The 17,791-nt window shown below is 46.5% G+C and carries 18 protein-coding genes and 2 pseudogenes; 1 reads left to right on the plus strand and 19 read right to left on the minus strand.

Features of this window, described 5'->3' with window-relative positions:
- Positions 1-8: 8 nt before the first annotated feature.
- The 19 genes and pseudogenes from atpA to P4S59_RS00295 all read right to left on the minus strand — a co-directional run bounded on the left by atpA (position 9) and on the right by P4S59_RS00295 (position 15,941).
- Positions 9-1,550, minus strand: coding sequence for a F0F1 ATP synthase subunit alpha (atpA, locus tag P4S59_RS00205; RefSeq protein WP_005394084.1), 1,542 nt, complete (start codon positions 1,548-1,550; stop codon positions 9-11).
- 13 nt (positions 1,551-1,563) lie between these two features.
- A complete protein-coding gene (atpH, locus tag P4S59_RS00210) occupies positions 1,564-2,097 on the minus strand; it encodes a F0F1 ATP synthase subunit delta (protein WP_005394085.1) in 534 nt (177 codons plus the stop codon).
- Positions 2,098-2,111: 14 nt separating this feature from the next.
- On the minus strand, positions 2,112-2,582 hold the full coding sequence (atpF, locus tag P4S59_RS00215; protein WP_031780375.1) for a F0F1 ATP synthase subunit B: 471 nt from the start codon (positions 2,580-2,582) through the stop codon (positions 2,112-2,114).
- A gap of 74 nt (positions 2,583-2,656) precedes the next feature.
- Complete coding sequence (gene atpE / locus P4S59_RS00220) at positions 2,657-2,911, minus strand: F0F1 ATP synthase subunit C (RefSeq protein ID WP_002540812.1); 255 nt, start codon at positions 2,909-2,911, stop codon at positions 2,657-2,659.
- Positions 2,912-2,968: 57 nt separating this feature from the next.
- Positions 2,969-3,781 (minus strand): F0F1 ATP synthase subunit A, encoded by an 813-nt coding sequence (atpB, locus tag P4S59_RS00225; RefSeq protein ID WP_005378922.1) that lies wholly within the window; start codon positions 3,779-3,781, stop codon positions 2,969-2,971.
- Positions 3,782-3,789: 8 nt separating this feature from the next.
- Positions 3,790-4,179 carry a F0F1 ATP synthase subunit I gene (locus P4S59_RS00230; RefSeq protein WP_005378921.1) on the minus strand — a complete coding sequence of 130 codons (390 nt, stop codon included), beginning with the start codon at positions 4,177-4,179 and terminating at the stop codon, positions 3,790-3,792.
- Positions 4,180-4,368: 189 nt separating this feature from the next.
- Entirely contained in the window at positions 4,369-5,250 is an 882-nt protein-coding gene (locus tag P4S59_RS00235; RefSeq protein WP_046874588.1) for a ParB/RepB/Spo0J family partition protein, read from the minus strand.
- 24 nt (positions 5,251-5,274) lie between these two features.
- Positions 5,275-6,048 carry a ParA family protein gene (locus P4S59_RS00240; protein ID WP_005383838.1) on the minus strand — a complete coding sequence of 258 codons (774 nt, stop codon included), beginning with the start codon at positions 6,046-6,048 and terminating at the stop codon, positions 5,275-5,277.
- Between the two features lie 10 nt (positions 6,049-6,058).
- The gene (gene rsmG / locus P4S59_RS00245) at positions 6,059-6,694 is read right to left on the minus strand and encodes a 16S rRNA (guanine(527)-N(7))-methyltransferase RsmG (RefSeq protein WP_134648229.1); all 636 of its coding nucleotides are present in this window, start codon (positions 6,692-6,694) and stop codon (positions 6,059-6,061) included.
- Complete coding sequence (mnmG, locus tag P4S59_RS00250) at positions 6,694-8,589, minus strand: tRNA uridine-5-carboxymethylaminomethyl(34) synthesis enzyme MnmG (protein ID WP_005394094.1); 1,896 nt, start codon at positions 8,587-8,589, stop codon at positions 6,694-6,696. The genes rsmG and mnmG overlap by 1 nt, the downstream gene beginning before the upstream one ends.
- Before the next feature lie 477 nt (positions 8,590-9,066).
- A complete protein-coding gene (gene mioC, locus P4S59_RS00255; protein ID WP_005394096.1) occupies positions 9,067-9,501 on the minus strand; it encodes an FMN-binding protein MioC in 435 nt (144 codons plus the stop codon).
- Positions 9,502-9,601: 100 nt separating this feature from the next.
- Positions 9,602-10,963 carry a tRNA uridine-5-carboxymethylaminomethyl(34) synthesis GTPase MnmE gene (gene mnmE / locus P4S59_RS00260; RefSeq protein WP_104969982.1) on the minus strand — a complete coding sequence of 454 codons (1,362 nt, stop codon included), beginning with the start codon at positions 10,961-10,963 and terminating at the stop codon, positions 9,602-9,604.
- A 117-nt stretch (positions 10,964-11,080) separates the two neighbouring features.
- Positions 11,081-12,703 carry a membrane protein insertase YidC gene (gene yidC, locus P4S59_RS00265; protein WP_005394100.1) on the minus strand — a complete coding sequence of 541 codons (1,623 nt, stop codon included), beginning with the start codon at positions 12,701-12,703 and terminating at the stop codon, positions 11,081-11,083.
- Positions 12,704-12,705: 2 nt separating this feature from the next.
- Positions 12,706-12,962, minus strand: a pseudogene (yidD, locus tag P4S59_RS00270) (membrane protein insertion efficiency factor YidD).
- Complete coding sequence (rnpA, locus tag P4S59_RS00275; protein ID WP_012841263.1) at positions 12,929-13,252, minus strand: ribonuclease P protein component; 324 nt, start codon at positions 13,250-13,252, stop codon at positions 12,929-12,931. Before rnpA ends, yidD begins: the two are co-directional and overlap by 34 nt.
- 46 nt (positions 13,253-13,298) lie before the next feature.
- Entirely contained in the window at positions 13,299-13,433 is a 135-nt protein-coding gene (rpmH, locus tag P4S59_RS00280; protein ID WP_005378825.1) for a 50S ribosomal protein L34, read from the minus strand.
- Between the two features lie 242 nt (positions 13,434-13,675).
- Positions 13,676-14,412: pseudogene (locus P4S59_RS00285) on the minus strand (amino acid ABC transporter ATP-binding protein).
- A complete protein-coding gene (locus P4S59_RS00290; RefSeq protein WP_337167851.1) occupies positions 14,409-15,080 on the minus strand; it encodes an amino acid ABC transporter permease in 672 nt (223 codons plus the stop codon). The pseudogene P4S59_RS00285 and the gene P4S59_RS00290 overlap by 4 nt, the downstream one beginning before the upstream one ends.
- 114 nt (positions 15,081-15,194) lie before the next feature.
- Positions 15,195-15,941: an amino acid ABC transporter substrate-binding protein gene (locus tag P4S59_RS00295; RefSeq protein WP_005378831.1), complete on the minus strand. Its 747-nt coding sequence runs from the start codon at positions 15,939-15,941 to the stop codon at positions 15,195-15,197.
- A gap of 412 nt (positions 15,942-16,353) precedes the next feature.
- On the opposite strand from P4S59_RS00295, the gene dnaA reads away from it, so the two are divergent.
- The gene (gene dnaA / locus P4S59_RS00300; RefSeq protein WP_005378835.1) at positions 16,354-17,760 is read left to right on the plus strand and encodes a chromosomal replication initiator protein DnaA; all 1,407 of its coding nucleotides are present in this window, start codon (positions 16,354-16,356) and stop codon (positions 17,758-17,760) included.
- Positions 17,761-17,791: the final 31 nt, after the last annotated feature.

Below are 17,791 nucleotides of genomic sequence, written 5' to 3' on the forward strand. Positions count from 1 at the left end.
CGACCTAATTACCAAGTTTGGGTTGCTTTGAAGTCGTCAGTCAGTTTCTTCAACTGAGCTTCGATTTCATCGTTGTAAGCGCCAGACTTGTCGATCTCAGCTGCTAGTTCAGCGTATTGACCGCGAGCGTACGATAGTAGAGCCGCCTCGAAATCTAGAACTTTGTTAAGTTCTACATCATCAAGGTAACCGCGCTCTGCCGCGAAGATAGTTAGAGCTTGGTCAAATACAGACATTGGAGCGTACTGCTTCTGCTTCATTAGTTCTGTTACTTTTTGACCATGGTCTAGCTGTTTCTTCGTTGCTTCATCAAGGTCAGAAGAGAACTGAGCAAATGCTGCTAGTTCGCGGTATGCAGCTAGTGCTGTACGGATACCACCTGATAGTTTCTTGATGATTTTCGTCTGAGCTGAACCACCTACACGAGATACTGAGATACCTGGGTCAACCGCTGGACGAACACCGGCGTTGAATAGCTCAGTTTGTAGGAAGATCTGACCATCGGTAATCGAGATTACGTTAGTCGGTACGAATGCTGAAACGTCACCTGCTTGAGTTTCGATGATAGGAAGAGCAGTCAATGAACCAGTCTTACCTTTCACTTCACCGTTAGTGAAACGTTCTACGTACTCTTCGTTTACACGAGCTGCACGCTCTAGTAGACGCGAGTGTAAGTAGAATACGTCACCTGGGAATGCCTCACGGCCTGGTGGACGTTTAAGTAGTAGAGAGATCTGACGGTAAGCTACCGCTTGCTTAGATAGGTCATCGTAAACAATCAGTGCGTCTTCACCGCGATCGCGGAAGTATTCACCCATCGCACAACCTGCGTATGGCGCTAGGTATTGCAGCGCTGCAGATTCAGAAGCTGATGCAACTACAACGATAGTGTTTTGTAGTGCGCCGTGCTCTTCTAGTTTGCGAACTACGTTAGCGATAGTCGATGCTTTCTGACCAATTGCTACGTAGATAGAGAAAATACCAGAGTCTTTCTGGTTGATGATCGCGTCGATCGCCAGTGCTGTTTTACCAATCTGACGGTCACCGATGATAAGCTCACGCTGACCACGACCGATTGGGATCATTGAGTCAACTGACTTATAACCAGTTTGCACAGGTTGGTCTACCGATTTACGGTCGATTACACCTGGTGCGATCACTTCTACAGGCGAAGTCATTTTCGCTTCGATTGGACCTTTACCATCGATAGGCTCACCCAGCGTGTTTACTACGCGGCCTAGTAGTTCTGGACCAACTGGCACTTCAAGAATGCGGCCAGTACCTGTAACTTTCATGCCTTCCTTAAGGTCAGCATATGGGCCCATTACAACCGCACCAACCGAGTCACGCTCAAGGTTAAGTGCCAGTGCATAACGGCCACCCGGTAATTCAATCATTTCACCTTGCATCACGTCCGCTAGGCCGTGGATGCGGATGATACCATCGCTTACCGATACGATAGTACCCTCGTTGCGAGCTTCACTAACAACTTCGAAAGATTCGATGCGTTGTTTGATTAGATCGCTAATTTCCGTGGAATTAAGTTGCATGCTCCAATCCCCATTAAGACTGCAATGCATCGCTCAGGCGGTTCAAACGACCACGCGCTGAGTCATCGATGACTAGGTCTCCGGCTCGAATAATAACCCCACCAAGTAGGGTCTCATCTACACTGCAATTCAGCTTCACTTTGCGTTCAAGACGCTTTTCAAGTTTGCTGCCAATGTTTGCAAGTTGCTCATCAGAAAGTTCTGTAGCTGAAATGACTTCAACATCGATTTCTTTCTCATGCTCTTTCTTCAGAGTGTAAAACTCTGTGCAAACATCAGGAAGGGCCGCTAAACGACCATTCTCAGCCATCACCTTCAAAAGGTTTTGACCGTGCGTATCAACTTGTTCGCCGCAAACTGCAACAAAAATCTCTGCCATTTTATCAGCAGAAACCGAACCGGTTAGAAGTTCGTTCATTTGTTCGTTTTTGGCCACTTCAGCAGCAAAAGATAACATTTGGCCCCATTGGTCCAACTGGTCTTTCTCTAAAGCAAAGTCGAAGGCTGCTTTAGCATAGGGGCGTGCGATAGTAGTCAAATCAGACATATGCGCCCCCAGACTTAAAGTTTTGCAGTAATGTTGTCGAGAATATCTTTTTGCGCATCTTTATCGATAGAACGCTCAAGGATTTTCTCAGCACCAGCTACAGCCAGAGTAGCAACTTGTTTGCGCAGGTCATCGCGCGCACGATTGCGTTCAGCTTCAAGTTCTGCTTCTGCTTGCGCTAGGATTTTCTGGCGTTCTGCCTGAGCTTCCTCGCGAGCTTCATCAAGAATTTGAGACTTGCGCTTGTTCGCTTGTTCGATGATCTCAGTTGCTGTGCGCTTCGCTTCTTTCAATTGATCAGAAGCGTTGGCTTGTGCTAGATCCAAGTCTTTCGCAGCACGTTCTGCTGCTTGAAGGCCATCAGCAATTTTCTTCTGACGCTCTTCGATCGCTTTCATCAATGGTGGCCATACATACTTCATGCAGAACCACACAAATAGTGCAAACGAGATTGCTTGACCTAGCAGAGTTGCGTTTATGTTCACAACAGCTACCCCTCTATTTGGACTTAGTGTTAATCAGTGACAAGCGCTAATCGCTCGTCCCGAGTTAAAGGTGATTAACCTAGTTGACCAACGAATGGGTTTGCGAAAGTGAATAGTAGCGCGATTACGATACCGATCATTGGAACCGCATCAAGTAGACCCGCGATGATGAACATCTTAACTTGTAGCATAGGAGCCATTTCTGGTTGACGTGCAGCACCTTCTAGGAATTTACCACCTAGCAGTGCGAAACCAATCGCTGTACCAAGAGAAGCAAGACCGACGATAATACCTACGGCGATTGCAGAAAAGCTCAGTAAAGTTTCCATTACTATCTCCAATTTATAGTTGTTGGCTTAGTGCCCAAATAAAAAGCTTTAAAAAAATTAATGATCAGGATCTTCGTGTGCCATTGACAGGTAAACAATTGTCAACATCATGAATACGAAGGCTTGAATCGTAATAACCAAGATATGGAAGATTGCCCACGGTAGTGAACCCATCCATTGTAAGTACCATGGTAGCATTGCCGCACAAAGAATGAATACAACCTCACCCGCGAACATGTTACCGAATAGACGCATACCAAGTGATAGAGGTTTCGCCAATAGCGATACCACTTCAATCAGTAGGTTAAACGGAATCATAAGTGGGTGATTGAATGGATGTAGTGCAAGTTCTTTTGCGAATCCACCTAGACCTTTCACTTTGATGCTGTAGTAAATCATCAATGCAAAAACGCCTAGAGCCATAGCCATGGTGATATTCACATCAGCAGACGGTACAACCTTAAGGTAAGGGATACCTAGCCAATGTTCTGCTGGGTACGGTAAGAAGTCGATAGGAACTAAGTCCATCACGTTCATCAAAAATACCCAACAAAAGATAGTCAGTGCTAAAGGCGCGATCAGTGGGTTGCGTCCATGGAACGTGTCTTTGACGTTATCGGCGACAAATTCAACGATCATTTCTACAGCACACTGAAGCTTACCCGGTACACCCGCTGTTGTTCTCTTCGCTACTTTGTAAAAAATTCCGAGGAAGATTAAACCAGTAAACCAAGAAAAAAACAGGCTATCGATATGTACGTTCCAGAAACTTGTCTCCGACCCTACTAAACCCAACTTATACAGCGATAGGTTAGAAAGGTGGTGGGCAATGTAACCGGACGATGTTAGCGCTTCACCTGGCGCAGCCATAACTCATCCTATTTTTTGTTGTTAATGAATAGCACTGGTGCACAGATATTAATACCTAGTACCAGCAAATAGGTTAGTTTGAGGGGAACAAGTTCCACCTGCATATACATGTAGGCAACATAGAACAGTGCAACCGTGATGAGAATTTTCAGTACTTCACCCGTATAGAAGGAAGCCGCGATGCGCTTGGCAGCGCGAGCCCCACTAAACATGAAAGCACACAGCGCGAATACTGCATTGGCAACAACAAAAATGCCTCCGCCAATCAGCGCTGAAAATCCCCAGTCAGGATTTATGGCTACCGCCATTCCTGCTGCCACAAAAATAACCGCGCCAGACTGGATCATTAACAATTGCCTTGCGAGCTCTCGTCCTGGTCTAGCTAACGCAGCTACCATGTATTCGTACCTCTAGTAATATCCACTTCGCACTAAACTCTCTGTGCTGGGAAATTGGCGAAAATTATACGTTCAGTTCAACGTAAAGCAATTCGATTGCATCAAAAACTTACAGTTTTGTTTACAAAACGACAACTTTCGCACAAAATTCGATTAATTAGATTAATTGACCTAAATCAATTATCTCATCTAGGCCTCAAGCTTGGCAATTAGTTGGTCCAATTTGTGAGGCTCATCAATACTTATCGTCAATTTCGCTTTTCCGTTTGCAGAACGGGTCAGAGAAACTTTTGCATCAAGCAGCTGACTCAATTTATGCGACATTTGCTCAGCTTCGGTATCTTCTTGTTGCCCTTTTTGCTCATTTTGTGGGGCTAAGCACTTTTTTACTAACTGTTCGGTTTGGCGAACAGTCATTTGCTTTTTCGCGACTTGTTGAGCAACCTCAACCTGCTTCTCACCCTGCAAGGCCAATAGCGCTCGCGCATGACCCATTTCTAGCAATTTATCCGCAACCAAGCTTTTCACATCGGACTCAAGCTGGTTTAAACGTAACAAGTTACTGACTGTCGTTCTCGACTTACCAATCACTTCTGCGACTTGTTGATGCGTAAGCGTAAATTCGTCTTGTAAGCGCTCAAGCGCTTGCGCTTCTTCAATCACATTCAAGTCTTCACGTTGAATGTTCTCAATCAACGCCATGGCAATCGCCGCGCGATCTTCGACCTTCTTCACCAAACACGGCACACGTTTTAAACCAGCCTGCCTTGCCGCACGCCAGCGGCGCTCACCAGCGATGATCTCAAACTGGCCGCTTTCAACCTGGCGAACCACAATTGGCTGAATAATGCCTTGTGACTGAATCGAAGCCGCTAATTCTTCTAGCGCTTCAGGCGCCATATCTTTACGCGGTTGGTATACGCCCGGTTGCAATTGACCAATCGCTAAGTCGGTTAACTCACCGTCTGCCGATAATTCTTGGCTATGCGATGCAATATGCTGTTTTTCACGAGCAAACGAACTGGTCGACAATAACGCATCCAGTCCTTTTCCGAGACCACGCTTAGACATGGGATTGAATTCCTTAGGTTAGAGTTAAACTGGGATTTCTTCGCGGCGGAGCATTTCGCCCGCTAGAGCAAGATACGCTTTGGCACCTGCAGAGTACTTATCGTAGTACATCGCTGGTTTACCGTGACTTGGCGCTTCGGCCAAACGCACATTACGCGGAATGACGGTACGGTAAACTTTATTGCCAAAGTGTTTTTTAAGTTGATCGGACACTTCATTCGATAGGCGGTTGCGCGGGTCGTACATAGTACGCAGTAAACCTTCGATTTTGAGGTTTTCATTAACCACAGCCGCTAACTTGCTGATTGTGTCCATAAGAGCAGTTAAACCTTCTAACGCAAAGTATTCACATTGCATCGGCACCAGCACAGAATCAGCTGCCGCCATCGCATTGATTGTAAGAAGGTTTAGAGAAGGAGGACAATCAATAAAGATGAAATCATAGTTATCGCGAACTGACGACAATGCATTTTTTAAACGCACTTCGCGAGCGAACACTTCCATCAATTTGATCTCTGCCGCGGTTACGTCACCGTTCGCCGCGATCAAATCATACTTCCCTGTGGTTTGGGTACATACCACTTGATCGAACGGTGTATCTTCGACCAAAAGATCGTATGCGGTGGCATCGACCATATACTTATCCACGCCACTGGCCATCGTAGCATTGCCTTGCGGGTCGAGATCGATCACCAAAACCTTGCGCTTTGTTGCCGCCATCGAAGCCGCTAAGTTAATGCACGTTGTTGTTTTGCCGACCCCACCTTTCTGGTTGGCGATTGCTACAATTTTACCCACGATTACCTCGCTAATTTTCCTTGCGCGATAAGATTACTAGATGACGATCACCTTCCAACTCAGGAACAGCTAAAGATATGATCTCTGTCACACTGCACCATTCAGGAAGCTGATCCATTTCATCTTTAGGGTGCTGTCCTTTCAGCGCTAGAAACACCCCATGCTCTTGTTTCGGCAAATGGTGGCACCATTCCACCATGTCTATCATTGAAGCAAAAGCTCGACTCAAAACGCCATCAAATTTTTCTTCAGGTTGGAATTCTTCGACGCGACTTTGAATTGGTGTCACGTTTTTCAGCCCTAATGTGTGCACGACCTGCTTGATAAAACGGATGCGTTTGCCAAGACTGTCGAGCAAGAAGAAGGTCTTCTCAGGGTTCATGATTGCCAAAGGTATGCCCGGTAAGCCCGGACCAGTACCAACATCAATAAAGCGCTCACCGGGCAGGTGTGTGCTCACCACGATGCTATCAAGAATATGTTTCACTAACATATCAAGCGGATCGCGCACCGACGTTAAGTTGTACGCTTTGTTCCACTTGTCGAGCAGTTCGACGTAACCGACCAATTGCTCTCTTTGTTGCTCTGACACTTCTAAATCGGTTTTCGCGATCAGTGAATCCAGCTTTGTTCGCAATGCGCTCATTATTCTTCCTCACCTTTCTTCAGCAAACCATGCTTTTTCAAGTGAACAAGTAGAATAGAAATTGCAGCAGGCGTAATACCAGAAATGCGCGATGCAATACCGATGCTCTCTGGTTTGGCTTCACTCAGTTTAGCAACGACTTCGTTTGATAAACCTTTTACATCGCGGTAATCCAAATCAGCAGGTAACTTGGTATTTTCGTGACGTAGTGATTTTTCGATCTCTTCCTGCTGACGCTTGATGTAACCATCGTATTTTACTTGAATTTCAACTTGCTCCGCCGCTTGCTGATCTTCAAGTGCAGGAGCAAACGCTTCAAGTTGCGTCAGTTGCGAATAAGTGATCTCTGGACGACGCAGAAGATCCTCACCACTCGCTTCACGTGCCATTGGGGTTTTCAGCAGCTTGTTCAGCTCATCCACGCCTTCTGATTTCGGATTCATCCACGTTGATTTCAAACGCTGACGTTCCGTTTCCATGTTATTGATTTTCTCGTTAAAGCGAGCCCAACGAACATCGTCAATCAAGCCTAACTCGCGTGCTTTTTCCGTTAAACGTAAATCGGCGTTATCTTCACGTAGCAACAAGCGGTATTCCGCACGAGAAGTGAACATGCGGTACGGTTCTTTGGTACCCATGGTCGATAAATCATCAATCAATACGCCCATGTAAGCTTGGTCACGACGTGGGCTCCAGCCTTCTTTGTCTTGGCTGTACAAGCTTGCGTTTAGACCAGCCATCAAGCCTTGCGCTGCGGCTTCTTCGTAACCAGTCGTACCATTAATCTGACCAGCAAAGAACAGACCATGAATAAACTTGGTTTCGTACGTTTGCTTCAAATCACGTGGATCGAAGAAATCGTATTCAATCGCATAACCAGGACGAACGATATGCGCATTTTCAAAGCCTTTCATTGAGCGAACGATTTGTACTTGCACATCAAATGGCAAGCTAGTCGAGATACCGTTAGGGTATAGCTCGTGCGTCGTTAAACCTTCTGGCTCAATGAAGATTTGGTGGCTATTTTTATCCGCAAAACGCATCACTTTGTCTTCAATCGACGGGCAGTAACGCGGACCAATGCCTTCAATCACACCCGCGTACATCGGACTGCGATCCAAGTTGCTACGGATCACATCGTGCGTTTGCTCATTGGTGTGCGTAATAAAACATGGGATCTGACGCGGGTGTTGTTCGCGTTTACCCATGAATGAAAATACAGGGGTAGGGTTATCACCGTGCTGAGCTTCAAGCACTGAAAAATCAACGGTGCGAGCATCAATGCGCGGTGGGGTACCCGTTTTTAAACGATCCACACGAAATGGCAGTTCACGTAATCGATCCGCTAATGCGATCGACGGTGGATCCCCTGCACGTCCGCCTGAAGAGCTCTCCATGCCAATGTGGATCTTACCACCAAGGAACGTACCTACCGTTAGTACGACGGCTTTCGCATGGAAGCGAAGTCCCATTTGAGTCACCACGCCAACCGCGCGGTCTTGCTCAACAATCAGATCATCCACTGACTGCTGGAACAGTGTTAAGTTAGGTGCATTTTCTAATGCGTTACGGACGTACGCTTTGTACAGAGCACGATCCGCTTGAGCTCGAGTCGCTCGAACTGCAGGACCTTTGGAGGCATTTAGTGTACGGAATTGAATACCTGCATGGTCGATGGCTTCAGCCATCAAACCGCCCATAGCATCCACTTCTTTTACTAAGTGACCTTTACCAATACCACCAATCGCCGGGTTACAAGACATCTGGCCTAATGTATCGATGTTATGGGTAAGGAGAAGCGTTTTTTGTCCTGTGCGTGCAGATGCGAGCGCGGCTTCCGTTCCTGCGTGTCCGCCACCGACAACAATGACGTCAAAGTTTTCGTGATAAAGCATGAACTGACCTCAGGTATTCAAAGGGATTTAATGGACAGATAAAGGAGCAGTATTTTACCTGCTTTATGCCACAGAGAAAAACGTTTTCTCGTTTTATCCGTTTTAAGCTTCAAGATAAATATATATAAGATCTATATATATGATCTTTTATTAGATCTACTATTAGGATCGACCATTTCTGTGGATAACCTAAAAATGATCAACAAGATCATGGATCTTCTTTGGATCATATCTTGTGATCATGATTGGATCAGATCGAGGATTACCTGGGATCAAAAGTGGTAGTTATGCACAGGGGGTAAAATTGATCAAAGTTGTTATTGGGATAACTAAAGGAAAATCACTGGATCTTATCGTAGTTATCCACAGCTCGTTTGGTTGGTTTTTGAGCAGTTAAACAAAATAATTTGACGGGAGTTATTCACATTGGGGAAAACAGAGCCGAATTTCGACTCTGTTGAAGGGAAAGCGGGGAGCTTAAAAGCGTTCGATATTCTCTTTTAACCATGCCTCAGCGGCGTCTTCGGGTACTGCATGGCTCAGTACATCAATCTTAAGACAATCAGCGAGCGGTGTGGCACCAATGTCCTCTAGTAAATCATAAGCGTGTTGACCAGCGGCGCAGAACGTATCATAGCTTGAATCACCAATCGCAATCACTGCGAACTTTACGTCGGTCATTTTCGGCGGGGTATTTTGTAATGCCGCGATAAAAGGTTGAATATTGTCAGGGTACTCACCAGCCCCATGGGTTGAGGTGATCACCAACCACGTTCCTTGATTTTCGATCTCATCGAGGGACGGTTGGTTGTGGATCGTTGTTTCAAATCCATTCTCGTTGAGTAGATCACTCAGGTGATCCCCTACGTATTCTGCGCCACCTAGCGTGCTGCCTGTAATAATGTGGATCATACTTCTTCCTTATTGAATGCGACGGCTAAAGCTCATGGATGGCTTGCCGTACAAAAAGAAACGCGGTGTGAGTTAAGCTCAGCACCGCGCGTTCGATTATTTACTTCCCGATACAGAATGAAGAGAAGATTCGGCCCAGTAAGTCGTCAGAACTGAACTCGCCGGTAATCTCGTTGAGATGCTGCTGGGTGATGCGCAGCTCTTCTGCCAGTATCTCGCCAGCCATATAGCCTTCAAGCTGTTCCTGGCCTATTTGAAGGTGCTGTGCGGCGCGTTCCAACGCATCGAGGTGACGGCGACGAGCCATAAAGCCACCCTCACTGTTGCCAGAGAAGCCCATGCATTCTTTGAGGTGTTCACGCAGAGCTTCAACTCCTGCACCAGTTTTCGCTGACAAGCGGATGAGGGTAGGGTTATTGACGTGGCAGATCCCCATTTCTTCACCCGTTTGATCCGCTTTGTTTCGGATCACGGTTATGCCGATATTGTCAGGTAGGCGATCTACAAAGTCTGGCCAGATATCTTTCGGATCGGTGGCATCGGTTGTGGTGCCATCCACCATGAACAAGACGCGGTCTGCTTGAGCGATTTCATCCCACGCGCGCTCGATACCGATTTTCTCGACTTCGTCGGAGGCATCACGCAGACCTGCTGTATCAATGATGTGCAGTGGCATACCATCAATGTGGATATGCTCACGCAGGACGTCACGCGTGGTACCTGCGATGTCGGTTACGATTGCAGACTCTTTGCCTGATAGCGCGTTCAGTAGGCTTGATTTGCCCGCATTTGGACGACCAGCAATCACGACTTTCATCCCTTCACGCATGATTGCGCCTTGGTTGGCTTCTTTGCGCACCGCATCTAGGTTGTCGATGATGGCTTGTAGGTCACCAGCCACTTTGCCGTCGGCCAGAAAGTCGATCTCTTCTTCTGGGAAGTCGATGGCTGCCTCAACATAGATACGCAAATGAATCAGCGACTCAACTAAGGTATTAATGCGCCCTGAAAAGGCGCCCTGTAAGGATTGCAGCGCCGATTTTGCTGCTTCTTCAGAACTTGCATCAATGAGGTCTGCAATTGCTTCTGCTTGAGCGAGGTCGAGTTTATCGTTCAGGAACGCGCGTTCAGAGAACTCACCAGGGCGAGCTGCTCGAATACCATTAATACCTAGAATGCGTTTTATCAGCATATCCATCACGACGGGGCCGCCATGGCCTTGCAGCTCAAGTACGTCTTCACCTGTAAATGAGTGCGGGTTAGGGAAGTACAGAGCGATGCCCTGATCAAGCACAGTGCCATCTTCTGACTTAAACGGCAGGTACTCTGCATAGCGAGGCTTTAGTGTCTTACCCGTGACTTCTAACGCCACTTGGTTGGCTTTAGGGCCTGATACTCGAATAATACCGACACCGCCACGACCAGGCGCGGTCGCTTGAGCGACAATCGTATCTGTAGTCATAATTTTGCCTTTTGAGCTGGGCTCAAATTGAGCCATAACTTTAGTTAGCTGAATTGTAATCAGCCAAAAACAAAAAGGCGACCTTTTGGCCGCCTTTCTCAATCATTTCCTAAAAGGTTACTTGCTGTGTAAGCCTTTTTTCTCTAACCCTTTGTAGATCAGAGTTTGCTGGATAAGCGTTACGATGTTCGACACCAACCAGTACAGAACGAGACCTGATGGGAAGAACAAGAAGAAGAAGGTAAACATAACCGGCATAAAGGTCATGATCTTCTGCTGCATTGGATCCGTTACCGTTGTCGGGCTCATCTTCTGGATTAGGAACATAGACGCACCCATCAATAGCGGCAGGATGTAGTAAGGGTCCTGCGCTGACAAATCGTGAATCCAACCAAAGAATGGTGAGTGACGAAGCTCTACCGATTCCATTAGCGCCCAGTATAGTGCGATGAAGATAGGCATCTGTAGGATAAGAGGTAAACAGCCACCTAGTGGGTTCACTTTCTCTTTCTTGTACAGTTCCATCATTTCTTGGCTCATACGTTGGCGGTCATCACCGATGCGCTCACGCATAGCTTGCAGCTTAGGCTGAAGCATACGCATTTTCGCCATAGACGTGTATTGCGCTTTTGTTAGTGGGTACATAGCACCACGAACGATGAAGGTCAGACAGATGATTGCCACACCCCAGTTGCCAACAAAGCTCTGGATGAATGAAAGCAACATGTGAAGAGGCTTCGCAATGAACCATAACCAGCCGTAGTCCACTACAAGGTCTAGGTTAGGTGCCACTTCTGCCATTTCATCTTGCAGTTTTGGACCAACCCAAAGTGTTGCTTCAAACTTAGCCTGATCGCCTGTTGCGATAGTTTTGTTCGGCATACGAACGCCGATGTCGCCTAGGTTGCCAATTACACGAGTGTATAGGTTGGTACCTGGTTCGTTACGTGGGATCCAAGCTGCGGCAAAGTAGTGCTGAATCATTGCTGCCCAACCTTGGCCATCGGCTAGGTTTAGAGACAGGTTGCGATCCTGCATATCATCAAAGCTGTACTTCTTGTAACGCGTATCTTCTGTTGAGTATGCGCCACCACGGTAAGTAGGCATTGTGATGCTACCACCATCGTCCATTAGGTTTTGACGTAGGTGAGCGTACATACCAAATGTTGCGTTATTGCCTGAGTTGTTCACTACATCGTATTCAACATTAAGCGCGTAGCTGCCGCGTTTAAAGATGTAAGTTTTGGTGTATTCGATGCCGTTTGCAGTGAATGTCATCGGAACACGAAGTTCATCTTGACCGTCAGCTAGAGTGAAGCTGTCTGCACTTACGTTGTAGTGAGGGCGATTTGTGCTGCTCAAGTCGATACCTTGAGGACCCACTAGACCGCTTTGAGCGATAAATTGGTGACCTTGAGCGTCTTTAAGCAGAACAAAGGAATCTGATGAATCTAACTCAGCAGAGTATTCGTTAAGGTTGGCATGTACCACATCGCCACCAACGGTGTCGATCGACAGAGTTAAAACATCAGTCGTTACTGTGATAGTTTTTGCAGAAGCTTGCTGTTGGCCAGGAACTGGGTCAAGTTCATCAGCAAAAGATGGTGCAGGTAGAGTGCTGCTTGATTGAGCCTGTTCAACTGCTTGAGGTTCTGGATTCTTTGCAACTTGCCATTGTTGAAACAGCAAAAAAGAAACCAGGGCCAAACCGATGAGCAGGATATTACGTTGAGAATCCATCGTTAGTTATCTCTGTCTTGTTTTTGGACTGGTGGAACGGGGTCATACCCCCTTCATTCAAAGGGTGGCATTTTAATAGACGTTTGCCTGATAACCAACATCCTTTTACAAAACCGTGAGCTCTCAAAGCTTCTAGCGCGTAAGTGGAACAGGTTGGTGTGAACCGGCAACGAGGACCAATCAAAGGGCTGATAAACCAGCGATACAGATAAACGAGCCCAATGGCTATCCACGTGAAGGGCGAGACAGGCGTTGCCATAGCTTATCAAACAACTTAAAAATTTCCTCATTGCTTAAATCTTGCGCGCTTTTCTTCGCAATCACAACAAAATCTTTGTTTGGAAGCTGATGTTGATTGTTACGAAAGCTTTCACGAGCCAAACGCTTAAATCGGTTACGACCGACAGCCGTTTTGATTTGCTTTTTTGGAACCGCTAAACCTAATCGTGGGTGAGAAAGTTTGTTCTTGCGAGCAATGATGGTGAAATGAGGCGAGCCAGCTCGATGAGCTTGCTGGAAGACGTTTTGATAATGCTCGGGAGTTAACAAACGTAACTCCCGATTAAACGCGTACGTGTTCAAAATAAACTAGCGATTATTTTGATAGGCGCGCACGGCCTTTTGCACGACGTGCGTTGATAACTTTACGACCGTTCTTAGTTGCCATGCGAGCACGGAAGCCGTGAGTACGCTTGCGCTTTAGAACTGTAGGTTGAAAAGTGCGTTTCATGATAATTACCTTTACTGATCAGTAGTTTTAGGTTCTTGTTAAACCCGGCGTGGGTATTTGCTTTCTTATATAAAGAAGCTCTTTATATAGAGAAGGACAACCGACGCCTCTCAACAAAGAGGCGGAATTGTAATCACACTCACATAATGTGTCAATGACTCAATGAGTACGAAATTCCGGCCGGGCGATTATACGTAGTGTGAGTAAAATCTCAAGGATCAATCGATCCTGATGCTTGATCGTTACTCTATTCCTACTTGGTTAAGGAATTTTTTCAAACGAGGATCTTGTGGATTATCGAAGATATCCTGTGGAGAACCTTGCTCAACGATATTGCCTTCCGCCATGAAGATCACTCTATCAGCGACTTCTTTCGCGAATTGCATCTCGTGCGTCACCACCAGCATGGTTTGATGCTGATTAGCTAACTTCTTCATTAATGAGAGAACTTCACCGACCCATTCAGGATCCAGCGCAGAAGTTGGTTCGTCAAACAACAGCAGTTCTGGTTGCAGCGCCATCGCTCGGCCGATACCCACACGTTGTTGTTGGCCGCCAGACAGTGCCGCTGGATAACTATCGCCTTTATCCCCAAGGCCAATGTCATCCAGAATTTGTTGCGCTCGTTTGAGAGCATCGGCTTTTTCCAACCTCGAACGGTCACTAGACCTTCGGCAATGTTCTGGCGCGCATTCATGTGGGCAAACAGGGCATAGTTTTGGAACACAAAGCCAGTTCGACGACGCAGCGCTAATACTTCGGCTTTAGTGTGTTTTTGAGTATCAACGGAGATGTCATCTATCGTGATACGACCTTCATCTGCTTGTTCTAGAAAGTTCACCGTACGCAGCAAGGTTGATTTACCCGTACCACTTGAGCCGATAATCACGATGATCTCACCTTGCTTAATATCGAGGTCGATGCCTTTCAGCACTTCAGTCTCACCAAAACGTTTGTGAATATTTTCTAACTTAATCATCGTACGTACGCCTTATTCAGTTTTGCTTCTGCCCAGATTTGTACGCGAGTCAGAATCACCACCACGCCCCAGTAAATAAGAGCGACCGCAAGGAAAGCTTCAAAGAAACGGAAACTTGATGAGGCTTCCATCTGTGCTTTCGCCATGATTTCGGCCACACCAAGCGTGAAAGCGAGAGACGTTGACTTGATCATATCGATGAAATAGTTCATCAATGAAGGCAGTGCGACACGCGTTGCTTGAGGTAAAATCACTCGGCGCATTGCTTGGGATTTCGTCATACCGACCGATAAGCTCGCTTCCATTTGGCTGCGATCAATACCAATAATGGCGGCACGAATACTTTCCGCCATATAAGCGGCAAAGTGCAGCGTTAAACCGATCACCGCTGCTGAGAAGGCATCAATACCCACCATCAATGGGAAGATTTGTGGTAAGCCATAATAAAGCAGGAAAAGCTGAACTAAGAGTGGGGTGCCACGGAAGAAGCTGATGTACAGTTGGCTTAATTGATCCAGAACTGGCAGTTTAAATACGCGAATATTGGCTAAAATGACGGATAAAATCAGTGAAAACACCAATCCCCACGTCGCCATTTCCATGGTAGTGCCAAGATATTTCAGCAATATCGGCAGCAGTTCCAACATGTAATTAAAGTCAAATCCCATACGGCTTACCTAAAGGCTAGAGAAAAGAAAAGGTGGAAAACAAGTTCCACCTTTACGTAAGTTTATTTTAGTCCGAGAGTGATACCACTTTGCGGCCTAAAGTACAAAGAGTTCTTATTTCGTGATGTCAGCGCCAAACCACTTCACGGAAATTTTCTCTACTGTACCATCTGCGCGCATCTCAGCCAGTGCTTTGTTTACTTCTTCTTGCAGCTTACGACCTTTCTCGTTGTCCACGAAAGGCCATGCGTTTTGAATGGTCTCAAACGGTTCGCCCGCCAATTCCAGAGGAAGACCGGTTTTCTTAATCAGCTCTAACGCAGAAAGACGATCCATTACAAATGCATCTGCACGACCGAGTGCCACATCATGTTCGATACCAGTGTCGTACGTTTTGATGTTGATCTTGCCATCTTTGTCGTACTGACGAAGCAGTTGCTCGAAGTTAGATCCTAGGTTCACAGCAACGGTTTTACCCGCGAGATCGTCAACACCTTTGATGCTGTCGTTGCCTTTACGCACGGTAATTTGTGCGCCATCTACAACGTAAGGGTCTGCGAATAGGTATTTGGCTTTACGCTCATCAGTCATGGTGATTTGGTTGGAGATCGTATCGATGCGACCGGTTTCTAGCAGACCAAATAAACCAGAGAAGTTGGCTGTTACGTATTCGATTTTGTAATCGTTGCGTTTGCCGATTTCATCCCACATGTCGACTTCAAAGCCTTGTAGCTTATCTTGCTTTACAAAAGTAAACGGGAAGTAGCGACCTGACATACCAACTTTGACTTCAGTAGCGGCTTGTACGGTTGCTGCCGACAGTGCAATGGCTGCAACGGCAACCTTAATCCAGTTTTTCATAATACATCTCCATAATTTTATGGTTGGAAATACTACTGTTAGTTAGCTCAATTAAATAAATAACCAAGAGCAATAACCTAGACCTGTGAGTTATTAGATAATAGAAGAAGAATGTTAAATGTGACGAAGATGCGAACTGAACCAGGGGAAATGATCGACAAAATCAGCATTGGGAATAAAATAATACACAGACTTATCACCAATCACTCGATCTTGTGAATTTTGCCCAATTGTGGATCGTTGTGTGGGCAAATTTGGGGCAAGGTGTGTTGATCTCATCAAGTTTGCAGAAATAATTGTGAATAACTTGGATCTTATTCACTGGATCGTCGATCAATCGCTGGCGATCTTGGTTATCAACAGGTAAAATTGCCAGTCTTTTCCGATAATTCAATTACTCAGTGGGGGCACCGTGTCATCTTCGCTTTGGCTGCAATGCTTGCAGCAGCTTCAAGAAGAGCTACCAGCTACAGAATTCAGCATGTGGGTTCGTCCGCTACAAGCGGAGCTCAATGACAATACTCTCACTCTATTCGCGCCAAACCGCTTTGTGTTGGACTGGGTGCGTGATAAGTATCTGAACAATATTACTCGCTTACTGCAGGAATACTGCGGTGGCGATATTCCTAACTTACGCTTTGAAGTGGGGAGCCGACCTGTCTCTGCTCCAAAACCAGCGCCGACACGTACGCCTGCAGATGTGGCTGCCGAGTCATCTGCACCTGCACAATTACAAGCGCGTAAGCCAGTACACAAAACCTGGGATGACGACGCTCAGGCGATTGCGGCTATCAATCACCGCTCAAACATGAACCCAAAACACAAGTTCGACAACTTTGTTGAAGGTAAGTCGAACCAACTGGGTTTGGCTGCGGCGCGTCAGGTATCGGATAATCCTGGAGCTGCTTACAACCCGCTGTTCCTATACGGCGGCACGGGCTTGGGTAAAACGCACTTGTTGCATGCGGTGGGCAACGCGATTGTGGATAACAACCCGAACGCAAAAGTGGTCTACATGCACTCAGAACGTTTTGTGCAAGACATGGTAAAAGCGTTGCAAAACAATGCGATTGAAGAATTCAAACGCTACTACCGCAGCGTGGATGCACTCCTTATCGATGACATCCAATTCTTTGCTAATAAAGAACGTTCGCAAGAAGAATTCTTCCATACCTTCAACGCACTATTGGAAGGTAACCAGCAGATCATCTTAACGTCTGACCGTTATCCTAAAGAGATTAATGGCGTTGAAGATCGTCTTAAATCTCGCTTTGGTTGGGGTCTTACTGTTGCGATCGAGCCGCCTGAGCTTGAAACGCGTGTGGCGATCTTGATGAAAAAAGCCGAAGATCACCAAATCCACCTTGCTGATGAAGTGGCATTCTTCATTGCCAAGCGTCTGCGTTCGAACGTCCGTGAGCTAGAAGGTGCACTGAACCGCGTTATCGCTAACGCGAACTTTACTGGCCGCCCAATTACGATTGATTTTGTTCGTGAAGCGCTGCGCGATCTGCTTGCTCTACAAGAGAAGCTGGTGACGATCGATAACATTCAAAAGACCGTGGCGGAATACTACAAGATTAAAGTGGCGGACTTGCTGTCTAAACGTCGCTCTCGTTCTGTAGCGCGTCCTCGTCAGCTGGCCATGGCGTTAGCAAAAGAGTTAACCAACCACAGCTTGCCAGAAATCGGTGATGCATTTGGTGGTCGCGATCATACGACCGTACTTCATGCGTGTCGCAAGATTGAGCAGCTGCGTGAAGAGAGCCACGATATTAAAGAAGATTACTCTAACTTGATTCGCACCCTGTCCTCGTAATCGGTTAGAATAACGGTATTCTAAGCAAATC

Origin of the sequence: Vibrio sp. M60_M70 (genome assembly GCF_037162085.1) — a bacterium.
Classification (GTDB): Bacteria; Pseudomonadota; Gammaproteobacteria; order Enterobacterales; family Vibrionaceae; genus Vibrio; species Vibrio diabolicus.